Origin of the sequence: Halomonas sp. DP1Y21-3 (assembly GCF_019801245.1) — a bacterium.
Taxonomy (GTDB): domain Bacteria; phylum Pseudomonadota; class Gammaproteobacteria; order Pseudomonadales; family Halomonadaceae; genus Halomonas; species Halomonas litopenaei.
The window spans coordinates 119,561-132,719 of sequence record NZ_JAHVJM010000004.1 but is presented as its reverse complement, the minus strand read 5'-3'; the positions used below and the strand labels follow the sequence as shown (position 1 = coordinate 132,719).

General features: G+C 63.2%; 11 protein-coding genes and 3 tRNA genes. 4 read left to right on the top strand and 10 right to left on the bottom strand.

What is annotated here, in order from left to right:
* Window positions 1-31 precede the first annotated feature (31 nt).
* Window positions 32-631: a carboxypeptidase-like regulatory domain-containing protein gene (locus KUV74_RS12825; RefSeq protein ID WP_108133089.1), complete on the bottom strand. Its 600-nt coding sequence runs from the start codon at window positions 629-631 to the stop codon at window positions 32-34.
* A 271-nt stretch (window positions 632-902) separates the two neighbouring features.
* Window positions 903-1,286 (bottom strand): phasin family protein, encoded by a 384-nt coding sequence (locus KUV74_RS12820; protein WP_222516710.1) that lies wholly within the window; start codon window positions 1,284-1,286, stop codon window positions 903-905.
* A 407-nt stretch (window positions 1,287-1,693) separates the two neighbouring features.
* Here KUV74_RS12820 and KUV74_RS12815 point away from each other — a divergent pair, with 407 nt between their 5' ends.
* On the top strand, window positions 1,694-3,073 hold the full coding sequence (locus tag KUV74_RS12815; protein WP_045992480.1) for a class II fumarate hydratase: 1,380 nt from the start codon (window positions 1,694-1,696) through the stop codon (window positions 3,071-3,073).
* Window positions 3,074-3,291: 218 nt separating this feature from the next.
* On the opposite strand, the gene KUV74_RS12810 is transcribed toward KUV74_RS12815, so the two are convergent.
* The 4 genes from KUV74_RS12810 to KUV74_RS12795 form a co-directional block, all read right to left on the bottom strand.
* On the bottom strand, window positions 3,292-4,368 hold the full coding sequence (locus KUV74_RS12810) for an endonuclease/exonuclease/phosphatase family protein (protein ID WP_222516524.1): 1,077 nt from the start codon (window positions 4,366-4,368) through the stop codon (window positions 3,292-3,294).
* A gap of 109 nt (window positions 4,369-4,477) precedes the next feature.
* Window positions 4,478-6,106 (bottom strand): glycerol-3-phosphate dehydrogenase/oxidase, encoded by a 1,629-nt coding sequence (locus KUV74_RS12805; protein ID WP_222516523.1) that lies wholly within the window; start codon window positions 6,104-6,106, stop codon window positions 4,478-4,480.
* Window positions 6,107-6,209: 103 nt separating this feature from the next.
* Entirely contained in the window at window positions 6,210-7,712 is a 1,503-nt protein-coding gene (gene glpK / locus KUV74_RS12800) for a glycerol kinase GlpK (RefSeq protein WP_222516522.1), read from the bottom strand.
* Between the two features lie 389 nt (window positions 7,713-8,101).
* Window positions 8,102-8,860, bottom strand: coding sequence for a DeoR/GlpR family transcriptional regulator (locus tag KUV74_RS12795; RefSeq protein WP_222516521.1), 759 nt, complete (start codon window positions 8,858-8,860; stop codon window positions 8,102-8,104).
* Window positions 8,861-9,301: 441 nt separating this feature from the next.
* Between KUV74_RS12795 and KUV74_RS12790 the strand changes: the two genes are divergently transcribed.
* The 3 genes from KUV74_RS12790 to KUV74_RS12780 all read left to right on the top strand — a co-directional run bounded on the left by KUV74_RS12790 (window position 9,302) and on the right by KUV74_RS12780 (window position 9,617).
* Window positions 9,302-9,378 (top strand) — tRNA-Val (locus KUV74_RS12790).
* 24 nt (window positions 9,379-9,402) lie between these two features.
* A tRNA-Val gene (locus tag KUV74_RS12785) sits at window positions 9,403-9,479 on the top strand.
* Between the two features lie 61 nt (window positions 9,480-9,540).
* Window positions 9,541-9,617 (top strand) — tRNA-Val (locus KUV74_RS12780).
* Window positions 9,618-9,796: 179 nt separating this feature from the next.
* Here KUV74_RS12780 and KUV74_RS12775 read toward each other — a convergent pair.
* The 4 genes from KUV74_RS12775 to KUV74_RS12760 all read right to left on the bottom strand — a co-directional run bounded on the left by KUV74_RS12775 (window position 9,797) and on the right by KUV74_RS12760 (window position 12,917).
* Window positions 9,797-10,261, bottom strand: a complete 465-nt coding sequence (locus KUV74_RS12775) for a GAF domain-containing protein (RefSeq protein ID WP_045992475.1) — start codon at window positions 10,259-10,261, stop codon at window positions 9,797-9,799.
* A 79-nt stretch (window positions 10,262-10,340) separates the two neighbouring features.
* Window positions 10,341-11,135 (bottom strand): MetQ/NlpA family ABC transporter substrate-binding protein, encoded by a 795-nt coding sequence (locus tag KUV74_RS12770; protein ID WP_045992474.1) that lies wholly within the window; start codon window positions 11,133-11,135, stop codon window positions 10,341-10,343.
* A 104-nt stretch (window positions 11,136-11,239) separates the two neighbouring features.
* Window positions 11,240-11,893, bottom strand: a complete 654-nt coding sequence (locus KUV74_RS12765) for a methionine ABC transporter permease (protein WP_045992473.1) — start codon at window positions 11,891-11,893, stop codon at window positions 11,240-11,242.
* Complete coding sequence (locus KUV74_RS12760) at window positions 11,874-12,917, bottom strand: methionine ABC transporter ATP-binding protein (protein WP_108133094.1); 1,044 nt, start codon at window positions 12,915-12,917, stop codon at window positions 11,874-11,876. Before KUV74_RS12760 ends, KUV74_RS12765 begins: the two co-directional genes overlap by 20 nt.
* Window positions 12,918-13,159 lie beyond the last annotated feature (242 nt).

The window sequence follows — 13,159 nt, the reverse complement described above, 5'->3', positions numbered from 1 at the left end:
TGTCAGGGCCAGGTCGAATCGGTACGCGATATCAGCGGCTGAGCTGAATCTCGCTGTGGCCACCATTTCTTAGCGTGACTTCCTTGATCACGATCTGGCGGCTGCCACTGGCCGGATCGACCACCGTGCCCGAAACGTAGAAGTCGCCGGGGGGCAGGTCGCGTAGCTGAAAGTAGCCGTTGGTGTCGGTGCGGGTGGTGTGGGTGTATTCGCGGGCCCGTGGGTCGGCGCGTTCCACCGCCCGGCCGGCCAGCGCCTGGGCCGCCGCCTCGGCGGAGTACTTGGTGATCGGTGCGACCGATACCGTCTCGCCACCGCCGATGACCGGGCCTGCGGGGGTGTTCAGGGTGAGTCTGCCGGACAGCACGGCGCTGCCGCTCTTCGGCAGCTGGGCGTAGACGTCGGCGGGGAAGGGGATCTCCCTGGGGACCCTGGCTTGATCGGCGGTGGGCTGGTCGTCTCTCGGGCCCGGCTGTTCGATCGGGGTGTCGGGTTCGCCGATATCGATGACCTCCGGGGCGCGGGACGTGCCGGTGGTGCTGACGCTCTGACAGCCGGTGATCAGCAAGGCGAGGATGGCGATTACCGCCAGGCGGAATCGGCGTGACAACAGCGGGTAGGGTGCCTTCATGGCACGGTCTCCTTGCAACGAATGTCGTTGGGCCCTGTGTGCTGTCAGCTTATGGAATCGGCGTCGGAATTGCCACGCGTGGCGTGTGCGTGGCCGGATAGGCGTCTGCCCGAGCCAGTCATGATGACTTGGCGTTGGCGCTAGCCTTGGTGGCGGTGTCACAAGGCAGCGCCTTGATTGACGCTGGCTGCAGACGCAAAACGGCCCCCGATTGAAATCGGGGGCCGCTTGGTGAACGACCTGAGTCGTTCAGGCGTCTGCCGTAGCCAGATTACTTGGCGTTGGCGGTAGCCTTGGTGGCGGTGTCGGTGGCCGCCTTGACGTTCTCTTCGGCCAGCTTCTGGCTCTTGGAGACGAAGTCCTGCTGCAGGGCCACGACCTTCTCGGCGTCGCCTTTCAGGCGCTCGGTCAGGTCCTTGGCGACCTTCTGCTGGCCTTCCATGTAGGAGCGCAGACCTTCGACGTCCTTGACGGAAGTGAAGGCGCGAGCCTGGGCCAGACCGGTCTCGGTGTAGGCCTTGGCGGCTTCCAGCTGGGCGCTGGTCAGCTTCTCGGCGAAGTCGACGGTCAGGCTGGCGTAAGCGCGGGCCGGGCCGAAGAACAGGTTTTCGACTTGCTCGTTGTTGAACAGTGCTTTGGTATCGATAGTGCGCATCATGTGAACCTCCTGGGGTTTCGAACTACTTGTCGGCGATGACCGTGGGACCATTCCCAGTGGTCGATGCCGTTGCGTCGTCTGTTGCAGTGCACAATAGCAGAGGGTTTTGTGCATCGCAACATGGATTGGGTCGAGAATCGGGGGAAAAGGGGTTTGGATCCAAAGAATGCTTGAAACAGCGAAAAAACGACGAAAAGTCCGTTATCTAGCCTTCTTCGCCCTTTGATGGGATACCGGCGTGCAAGTTCACCGTGCCCCTGGATCACCTTCAGCCTAGTGTGGAGACATGACAGCGATGTGATCCCTGCAAGCCTTGCAAGCAGGAAGTCTCGCCACCATGGTATTCAAGAGAAAACGAAGGACCGTACCTTTAACCCTTTGCCTTTGACGATCAGGAGTGATCCATGACGCAGACCCGTATCGAACGCGACAGCATGGGGGAGCTCGAGGTTCCCGCCAATGCGCTCTATGGCGCCCAGACGCAGCGTGCGGTCAACAACTTCCCGGTGTCGGGCCAGCCGATGCCGTCAGCCTTTATCCACGCCATTGCTCGCATCAAGCGAGCGGCGGCGGTGGTCAACGGCGACCTGGGATTGCTGGACGACGATCGTCGTCGTGCCATCGTCGAGGCGGCAGACGCGATCATCGCGGGTCAGCACGATGATCAGTTCCCCATCGATGTGTTTCAGACCGGGTCCGGCACCTCGAGCAACATGAACGTCAACGAGGTGATCGCCCACCTGGCGAGCTCCGATGACTTGAGCGTCGGACCCAACGACCACGTCAACATGGGGCAGTCGAGCAACGATGTCATTCCCACCGCCCTGCACCTGTCGGCGGCGCTGGAAGTTACCGGTACGCTACGCCCGGCGCTCGAGCACCTCAGAGGTGTCATCGACGCCAGGGCAGAAGAGCTGGACGAGGTGGTCAAGACCGGACGCACTCACCTGATGGATGCCATGCCACTGCGTCTTGGTCAGGAACTCGGTGGCTGGTCGAGCCAGGTGGGGCAGGCCATCGAGCGTCTCGACAGCGCCATGGTGCGGCTGTGTCGGCTGGCCCAGGGGGGGACTGCGGTCGGCACGGGTATCAATGCCCATCCGGAATTTGCCGAGCGCATGGCCGCCGAGCTCTCCGCCCGCACCGGGCTCGCTCTGACGCCCAATGACAGCTTCTTTGCCAGCCTTGGCTCCCAGGACGCAGCGGTGGAGCTGTCGGGTCAGCTCAAGGGTCTGGCGTGTGTGGTGATGAAGATCGCCAACGATCTGCGCTGGATGAACTCCGGCCCGCTGGCGGGGCTTGGCGAGATCGAGCTTGAAGCCTTGCAGCCGGGCAGTTCGATCATGCCGGGCAAGGTCAATCCGGTGATACCCGAATCCGCCGCCCAGGCCGCCGCTCAGGTGATCGGTCTGGACACAGCCGTCACCGTGGCCGGACAGAGCGGCAACTTCCAGCTCAACGTGATGCTGCCATTGGTGGCAAGCAATCTGCTGACGTCGATCACTCTGATGAGCCAGACATCGCGGCTGCTGGCGGACAAGGCGATCGCCACCTTCAAGGTGCGTGAGGACAACCTGAGTGAGCCACTGGCGCGCAATCCCATCCTGGTGACGGCATTGAATTCGGTGATCGGCTATAACGCCGCAGCGGCCATCGCCAAGAAGGCCTACCAGGCCGGTCGGCCGATCATCGACGTGGCCGAGGAGGAGACCGACCTCGGACGCGACGAGCTCGAACGCCTGCTGGATCCTGCCTCCCTGACCCGTGGCGGTATTCCCGAATAGAGGTGACGAGGCCGCGGCCGACATGGCGCCTCTTGGAATAGCGCCTCTTGGAATAGCGCCCTTGGAATAGCGCCCCTTGAAGAAGAAGAGCCTTGCCACGACGGCAAGGCTCTTCTTTTCTATTGCTACCCGTTTTTTCTATTGCTGCCAGTCCATCGCCACACGTTTTACCGCCACACTAGTTACCACGACATGGACATCGCCTGGAAGGCGGGAACTCAACTCGACTGATCGCGCTCCCTGGCTTCCTCGACGGTTTCACGGGCGTCGTGATGCTCTTCGTTGTCGGCGTCCGGGGTGTCGTGCTCGTCGGCTCTGGAGGGGCGATAACAGACGGTGGCAAGGATCGGGAAATGGTCTGAGCCAAAGGCCCGCAGTCGATCCATCTTGGCAAGGGTGAAGTGCTCGCTGACGAAGACATGGTCCAGCGGCCAGCGCAGGAACGGATAGCCGGCGTGGAAACTCGAGAACATGCCGCGGCCGCGCCGCAGGTCCAGCATGCCGCTGACGCGGCAGAACAGGCGCGTGCTGCGTGACCAGGCCACGTCATTGAGGTCGCCGGCGACCAGCGTCGGTACCGGGTTCTGGTGGATCTCTTCGGCGACCAGCGAAAGCTCCGCGTCCCGCCACAGCGATTCCTCGCTCTCGCTCGGCGCCGGTGGCCTGGGGTGAAGGGCGCGAAAGCGGATGTGATCTCCGCTTTCGAGTTCCACCTCACAGTGGATCGAGGGGATGTCATCCTGGATCAGCCACTTGACCTCGGGGTCGATCAGCGGGCGGCGGGAATACAGGTGCATGCCGTAGAGGTTGTCCAGCGGGACCCGCACGGCGTGGGGATAGTCGTCTGCCAGGCCGTCATCGAGCTTGTCGCCCCACCATTGGTCGGATTCCAGGGTCAGCACCAGGTCCGGGTCGCGCTCGGCAATGATCTCCAGCAGGTCGTCGCTGCGCCGGTTCGGCGTCAGTACATTGGCGATCAAGAGCGTCAGGCAACGCTCCGGGGCGTCGCCCTTGGCGGCCATGACCTGCACCGGCCACAGCGGTGTCCAGGGCAGTACATAGAAAGCCTGGATGGCAAAGACGACCAGGCCGACCGTGGCAATCCAGAGTGTCAGGGAGTCGCTCGCCAACGGGCTTGCCAAAGCACAGAACAACCCGATGAGTCCGATCTGGACACGGGGGAACTCACAGGCCCTGAGCCACCACCAGTGGGACGGAATCCTGGCGATCAGGGTAGCGCCGGCGACGATGGTCACCACCGCGATCAGGAGGGTATCGATGACAAGTGAGAGCATGCAGGGGTCCCTTTTCGGTCCGGCGCACCGGCTCGGCGCAACAATGATGATGACGAGCCTAACGGTCCTCGGCCTTTAACGATAGAGCCAAGGAGCGCCGTTGAGGACCTCAGGCGCGTTCGCGCGATGTCGGTGTGGCACTCGCGAAGTATTCCTCGAGCCGTTCATGGGCCTCGTCGCCGAACAGGATTCGGGCGGCCTCATCGAGGCCAGGTGACCCGTGCAGGGTCTGAGTGTCCACCACCAGGGCGATCTTGGAGCGGCGGCGCAGGAAGTCCTCGAGTCGTGTGATCATCTCTCGCCGGGCGGCGTGCTCGAGCTCGCAGCGAAGGTACTCGGTACCCTCGATCAACAGCTCTCCCTGTCGCGGGTCCTGGCGGATCTGCTCCAGCATGTCGAAGGCGTTGAGGCCGTAGCGACGCCACAGGCGCTTGCTCAGAGGTTCACTGGACGAGGAGGGGGTGCGCTCATCGAGGCCCAGCAGGCTTGCCTGGTGCAGGAATTCTCGCCTGTCAGTGTCCGAAGGTTCGCCGTACCAGCGGGCGCGCGGCTGTGGCAGCTCGAGGCCTAATCGTTGCACCTCTCTGACGATCTCCTCGCCGACGTTGAGGCAGTCGGTGAGCTTGCCGCCAAAGATGCTGATATGGCGCTCATTGGCGTTGATGTCGATGGCATGCTTGCGCGACATCTGGAGAAAGTCGCGGCCATTGCCGGCGTTGGCCTTGACCGCCAGCGGGCGCACGCCGCAGCGGGTGGCGATGATGTCCGAACGGTCTAGCGGGCGTTTCAGACTCAGGCGCTTGTTGATGTTGTCCAGCACGAAGTCGATGTCAGCGTCGCTGATCGCGACCTCCGGGCGCTCTTCCTTGGTGTCGGTGGTGCCGATGCAGGTGCGCGGCCCCATGGGAATGGCGAAGAACAGCCGCCCGTCGTCGGCAAAGAAGGCCAGCACGCGCTGGCGCTCGGACAGCCGTGGCACGATCAGGTGGATGCCCTTGGAATAGGCGTGGTGGTGATCGGTGGTCTGTCGGCTCAAGGCGTTATGGTCGTCCACCCAGGGGCCGGTGGCATTGATGATGATTCCGGCGCGCAGGCTGAAGGTCTCGCCGCTCTGGTTGTCCCGGGCGTCGACGACCCAGCCGTTGTCGCTGCGTCGTGCCCCCCGCGACTCGACGTAGTTGGCCGCCGCCGCGCCGTAGTCCAGCGCCGAGCGTACGAAGCTGTAGACAAAGCGGGCATCGTTGTCATGCAGGTAGGCGTCGGAGTACTCGAAGCCACCGATCGCCGCACGCGTATCGACCAGTGGCTCGCGTCGGTTGATGCCTTTTGGCGTCAAGTAGCGCGGCAGTCGGGTGAAGGCGTTGCCCATCAGCCAGTACAGCCAGGTGCCCGCCCAGAGCATGCGAGGGTGATAGCGAAAGCCCCTGTCGATGGTGGTCAGAAAGCGTATTTCCTGGACCGTCGACGGAAAGCTCCTGATCAGGTGGTTGCGGCTCTTGCATAGCTTGCGCACCAGCGAAAAGTCATAGCTTTCCATGTACTTGATGCCACCCCACACCAGATTGGACGAGTGCTGACTGGTCTCGCCGGCGAAGTCGCCACGGTCGATCAAGGCCACCCGGGCGCCCTTGCCGGCCAGTGCAGCGGCGCTGGCGGCGCCGTTGATGCCGGCGCCGATGATCAGTACATCGAAGTGCTCCTCCTTCAGGCGCTGAAGGTTGGCGTCACGTAGTTGCATGCATGTCCCCCGCGGTTCCTGAAGGAGTCGGGACGCAAGGCCCCGGTGTGGTCAGTCTTCGTCGCGCTCCCGGTTCATGGGCCATAATTGTACGGCCTTCTTTTCACTCTTCGTCGCGCTCCCAGTTCATGGTCCGTCGCACGGCCTTTTTCCAGCCCTTGTAGCGTCGTTCCCGTTCGGCGTCTTCCATGGCGGGCGTAAAGGTGCGTTCGATGTCGCCCCGGGTGGCGAGCTCCGGCAGGTTCCACATGCCTACCGCGATCCCCGCCAGGTAGGCCGCCCCCAGGGCGGTGCTCTCGATGACCCTGGGGCGTTCGACGTCGACCGCCAGCATGTCAGCCTGGAATTGCATCATGATGTTATTGGCGACGGCGCCGCCGTCGACCCGCAGGGCCTTGAGCGTGATCCCCGAGTCCTTCTGCATGGCGTCGATGATGTCTCGCGTCTGGTAGGCCAGGGCGTCCAGGGTGGCGCGGGTGATATGCTCCTTGCCCGAGCCTCGGGTCAGGCCGAAGATCGCTCCACGGGCGTACATGTCCCAGTAAGGAGCGCCGAGGCCGGCGAAGGCGGGGACCACGTAGACACCACCGGCATCCTCGACCTTGCTGGCGTAGTATTCGGAGTCTTCCGCCGAGTCGATCATCTTGAGTTCGTCGCGCAGCCACTGCACCGCCGCGCCGGCGATGAAGATCGATCCTTCCAGCGCATAGGTGACCTTGCCGTCGAGCCCCCAGGCGATGGTGGTCAGCAGGCCCGAGGTCGAAGGCACCGGGGTCTCGCCGGTATTCATCAGCAGAAAACAGCCGGTACCGTAGGTGTTCTTGACCATGCCTTTGTCGAAGCAGGCCTGGCCGAACAGGGCGGCTTGCTGGTCACCGGCGATACCGGCGATGGGGATCTGGGCGCCACCGAACATTTCCTTGGCGGTGGTGCCGTAGACCTCGCTGGATGGCCTGACCTCGGGCAGCATCGCCCGGGGAATATCGAGGGCCTCGAGCAGTCGGTCGTCCCAGTCGAGCCGTTTGATGTCGAACAGCATGGTGCGCGAGGCGTTGGAGACATCGGTAAGGTGGCGTTCGCCGCGGGTCAGGTTCCACACCAGCCAGCTGTCCATGGTGCCAAACAGCAGATCGCCGGCCTCGGCGCGCTGCTGGGCACCGTCCACCTGGTCGAGGATCCAGCGAATCTTGGTGGCGGAGAAGTAGGCGTCGACCACCAGGCCGGTGGTGTCGCGGATATGGGCTTCCAGCCCCTGGGCCTTGAGCTCGTCGCATAGCGGTGCGGTGCGTCGATCCTGCCAGACGATGGCGTTGTGGATCGGTTTGCCGGTGTGTCGGTCCCAGATCAGGGTGGTCTCGCGCTGGTTGGTGATGCCGATGGCGGCTACCTGGGACGGCTTGACGCCCTGGGTTTCCAGCACTTCTCGTGCGACTCCCATCTGGCTGCCCCAGATCTCCATGGCATCGTGTTCCACCTGGCCTGGCTTGGGGTAGTGCTGGGTGAATTCCTTCTGCGCGATGCCGACGATGCGGGTGTCCTGGTCGAACAGGATGGCCCGGCAGCTGGTGGTGCCCTGATCAAAGGCGAGAATATAGCGTGTTGGCATGTTCCGGTGTCCTGACGGTTGTTGTGGTCGAGCGATACCTTCACCTTCGGTGAGCAGACGGTTTCCGTCTAGTGCTGCCGGCAGGGACATGGCCAGATGCAGCGACGTCGGGTGCCCCTATGCAACGTCGCCGCCGCGGGTGATCAATGGTCGTACGAGGCCACAACAAGTTCGTTATCGAAAATAAAGGTAGCGTTGAGGTCGTGAACGAACAACCAGAGCGCGAAAGTTTTCGATAGCACTTTGGTCGTGCCGTCTGGAGAGCAGGGGAAGAACGTCGCCTCGGCTGGGTTTGTGCGCCAAGGCGTCCACGGGGCCGAAGAGGAATCGGGATGGCCTGACGTTTTCGCAAGATGACACAGAGCTGCTGGGCCAGGCCAGGTGCAGGATCAGGCCAGGTGCAGGGCGACCCCGTGTTCCTGCAGTAGCCGTGCGATGGCCTCCGGTGGCTCACGATCGGTGAACAGGGCGTCGAGTTGGGATACGTTGCCCTGGCGCACCACCGGGTTGCGGTGAAACTTGGAGTGATCGGCGGCCAGAAACACCTGACGTGAGTTCTCGATAATCGCCTGAGCGACGCGGACTTCCTGATAGTCGAACTCGAGCAGGGAGCCGTCCTGATCGATGCCGCTGATCCCGATCAGCCCAATGTCCACCTTGAACTGATGGATGAAGTCGATGGTCGCTTCGCCGATGATCCCGCCGTCACGGGGTCTGACCTGGCCGCCGGCGACGATCACCTTGAAGTCTTCCTTGTGATGCAGGATGGACGCCACGTTGAGGTTGTTGGTGATGATCTCCAGGCCTTGATGCTCAAGCAGTGCCTCGGCCACCAGTTCATTGCTGGTGCCGATATTGATGAACAGCGAGGCGTGGTGCGGCACCCGGCGCGCCACGGCGTCGGCGATGCGTCGTTTGGCGTCGAGGTTGAGCGTCTTGCGGGTGGCGTAGGCGGTATTGACGGTGCTCGACTCGAGGCCCGCGCCACCGTGGACTCGGCGCAACCGGCCTTCGCTTGCCAGTGTGTTGAGGTCGCGGCGGATGGTCTGAGGGGTCACCGCGAAGTGATCGGTCAACTGCTCGATGCTGGCGTATCCCTGGCGACTGACCAGTGCAATGATGGCGTCCTGACGCTGCTGCTGGTTCATCCCGATTGCCCTTGTGCTTGGAAGGCCTTGAAAGATGGAAAGCCCTTGTGCCTGAAAGGCCCTGGTAGATTGAAGGCCTCGATAGATGGAAGGCCTCGATAGATGGAAAGCCCTTGTGCATCGATGGCCCTGGAACAGGCAGGCCCTGGTGAATGGAACGTCCTGGTACATTGCCGGCGAGGACGTCGCTTTGGGGACGCCGATGAGGCTGTCGTGGATCTCGCTTCACCAGACGCATTCCCGATGATCGTAAACGAACGCGACCGGATTTGGCGATGGTGGAATCGCGCTGCGGTGAAGGCGTTCGAGACGCCGCACGGGCCCCTCGAAGGAAAAAATCATTCGGTGAACTCAAGGGCTTGCAAAATTCTGCCGAAGGCGTAGAATTCGCATCCGTTGTCAGCAGCGAGGGTGGTGACTCCCTCGTTTCGGCAGCCGTGTAGGACCATAGCTCAGTTGGTTAGAGCGCCACGTTGACATCGTGGAGGTCGGCGGTTCAAATCCGCCTGGTCCTACCAGCTAGATCGCACATCGAGTGATGCAGGACCATAGCTCAGTTGGTTAGAGCGCCACGTTGACATCGTGGAGGTCGGCGGTTCAAATCCGCCTGGTCCTACCAGCACTACCTCGCAGTGCCATTGCAAGGCGTATTGCGACGTGCCATCTCGCTTTCCTGCTTCAGGACCATAGCTCAGTTGGTTAGAGCGCCACGTTGACATCGTGGAGGTCGGCGGTTCAAATCCGCCTGGTCCTACCAGATTACAGACAAAAGCCCCGCGGCCTCGCCTCGGGGCTTTTGTCGTTTCTAGGGTCGTCGCCGTCGCCGGTGTTTGGCAACTGCTGCCACCGGCTGATCAACGCAGTGGCCGAGCCGCGGGTTGGCATTGAAGTGAGTGCGCCGCCTCCGGGGCGGCGCGATTCATCCGTTGGGACGGTTCAGGCGTCGCCGAGCCCGCTCAAGCGGCGGAAGGTGGCCACCAGGCGCTCGATGCCGGCCTGGTCGTCTTCGCTGAAGCGCCCCTGGTCGGGGCTGTCCAGGTCGAGCACGCCCCATAGTTCACCGTCCTTGTCGAGCACCGGTACCACCAGCTCGGAGCGCGAGGCGCTGTCGCAGGCGATATGGTCCGCGACCGCGTGGACGTCGTCGACGCGTTGGGTCTGGCGGCTGCGGGCGGCGGCGCCACAGACACCCTTGTCGAAGGGGATCGGATGGCAGGCTGGCTTGCCCTGAAAGGGGCCCAGGGACAGCATGCGCGGCTGGCGCTGCAGATAGAAGCCGACCCAGTTGAGGCGCGGGACTTCCTGCATGATGAAGGCCGAGGTCTGGGCGGCGTTGGTCAGCCAGTCGCCGGAGTCGAGCAGGGCGGTGAGCTGGCGGTCGAGAAGATCGTAGGAAGACATGTCGAGTGTGGCAGTGTCCGCGGGTGAAAACGGCGAGGCCGGCCCTGGGGCCGGCCTCGAGAGGGAGCGCGCGTCAGGCTTACTTCCAGCCAGGAACGGCGGCGCCCTTGAACAGCTCTTCTGCCTTGGCGGCGACTTCGTCGCTCTGGTAGGCGTCGACCAGTTGCTGGATCTCCTCGCGATCCTCGTCGCCACCGCGCACGGCGATGATGTTGACGTAGGGCGACTCGGGGCCTTCCTTGACCAGGGCGTCGTCCAGGGTCAGGCCGGCCGGCTGGGCGAAGGTATTGTTGATGAAGGCCATATCCACGTCGGGCAGAACGCGCGGCAGCTGGGCCGCCTCGATCTCGCGGAAGTCGAAGTCGTGGGGGTTTTCCACGATATTCAGCGGCGTGGCTTCCAGGTTTTCGGGGTCGTCCAGGGTGATCAGGCCCTCGTTGTGGAGCAGGATCAGTGAGCGGCCTTCGTTGGACGGGTCGTTGGGCAGCGCGATGGTGGCGCCCTCGGGCAGGTCCTCGATGCTCTCGTACTTCTCGGAGTAGGCCCCGATCGGGTAGACGAAGGTGCGCCCGGCGATGGCGAAGTCGTAGCCGCGGTCGTTGACCATGGCGTTCATGTAGGGCTCGTGCTGGTAGGCGTTGGCGTCGAGGCTGCCGTCGGCCAGGGCGGCGTTGGGCGTCACGTAGTCGGTGAACTCGATGATCTCGATCTCTAGACCATAGCGCTCCTCGGCCAGATCGGCGGCGACCTGCATGACGTCGGTCTCGGGGCCGGCGACGGTGCCCACCTTCAGGCTGTGCTCATCGGCGTTGGCCTGGCTGATCGCCAGTGACAGGGTGGAAAGCGCCAGGGCGCCCAGCAGTGTCTTGCGCATCTTCAGTGTCTCCCGAAACGGTGTGTGACGTGTGTGGCGATGTTAATGGAATAACACGTCTTTCGCTAATGCAATTTGGTTATTAAGGCCATGCAGGGTGCATGTCACTTGTGGTCACTCTTGCGCACCAGATAGTCACCCAGGCTCTGGAAGGCCTGAACCATGACCACCAGGATGGCAACGGTGATCAGCATGATGGTCGGATTGAAGCGGTTGTAGCCGTAGCGAATGCCCAGGTCGCCAAGACCACCTCCGCCCACGGCGCCGGCCATGGCCGAGTAGCTGACCAGGGTCACCGCGGTGACGGTCAGGGCGGTGAAGATGCCCCCGCGGGCCTCCGGCAGCAGTACCTTGGTGATGATCTGCCAAGGGGTAGCACCCATGGACTGGGCGGCTTCCACCAGCCCGGGAGAAATCTCGTTCAGCGCGCCCTCGACCAGGCGTGCGATAAACGGAATCGCGGCGATGGTCAGCGGCACGGCGGCAGCGTTGGTGCCGATGGACGACCCCACCAGCATGCGCGTGAACGGAATGATCGCCACCATCAGGATGATGAAGGGGATCGAGCGGCCGATGTTGGTGATGATGCCGAGGACCGACTGCAGCACCGGCTGGGCCAGGATCTGGCCCGGGCGAGTGACATAAAGAAGCACGCCCAGAGGGATGCCGACCAGGGCCGCGATCACACCGGACACCGCCACCATATAGAGAGTGTCGAGGGTGGCTTCGAGGATGAGGTTAAACATCGCGCTGGACATGGCCAAGCACCTCCACTGTCAGGTCGTGAGATTGCAGGTAGGCGAGGGCGCGCCGGGTGTCCTCGGCGTCCCCCATCAGTTCGGCGATCATCAGGCCCAGGGTTCGCTCCTGGATGGACTCGACCTTGGCCTGCAGAATGCTGACGTCCACGCCGCACTCCCGCGCCAGCCGCGAGATCAGCGGGGTGGACACGGCGTCGCCGGAAAACGCCAGGCGTACCACCGGATGCGAATTCGGCCCGGGGGTCTGCTCGAGGCGGTCGATCAGCTCCCTGGGCGGTTCGAGTTCGAGGAATTCGTTGAGGAAGTCGCGGCCGAGCTGAGTGCGCGGGGCGGTGAAGAAGTCACCGACATCGGCTTCCTCGACCAGCCTGCCACCGGAGATCAGGCTGACGCGATGGCAGATCGACTTGACCACCTCCATCTCGTGGGTGATCAGCAGAATGGTCAACCCGAGCTTCTGGTTGATGTCCTTGAGCAGTTCGAGGATCGAGGCGGTGGTGTGGGGGTCCAGCGCCGAGGTGGCCTCGTCGCACAGCAGTACCTGAGGGCGGCTGGCCAGGGCGCGGGCGATGGCCACGCGCTGCTTCTGACCGCCGGACAGCTGTGCCGGATACTGCTGGGCCTTGTCGGCCAGGCCGACCAGCTCCAGCAGAGGCGTGACGCGCTTGGTGATCTCGTCGCGCTTGACGCCCATCAGTTCCAGCGGCAGGGCGATGTTGGCGAATACCGTGCGCGAGGTCAGCAGATTGAAGTGCTGGAAGATCATGCCGATACGGTGGCGCGCCTGATTGAGGGCGGGGCCGGAGAGGCTGGTCAACGTCTGGCCATCCACCTCCACGGTGCCGGAGGTAGGCCGCTCGAGCAGGTTGACGCAGCGAATCAGCGTCGACTTGCCGGCGCCGGACAGGCCGATGACGCCGTGAATCTGCCCCTGGGGTACGTGCAGGTCGACGTCGGCTAGCGCCTTGACGGCGCGTGAGCCGGCACCAAAGGTCTTGGAAAGGTTGGTCAGTCGTATCATCTCAGCTACCGGGTGGGCACCGAGGGACCTGGGCGGGCAAGAGAACGGCAATGGGTAGGCATAAAAAAAGGCCACCCTGACGGGTGGCCATCAACGCTGGACACACCCTTTTAGCTGCACTTCATGCACCGACGCCTTGTGAGCGTCGCGGCACGGGCGCCCGCAATCCGGGTACAAATCGGCGCCTAAAAATGTAGCGGGCAAGGATAGGGCGAGCGAAGGACCCTGTCAATCGTTTACGC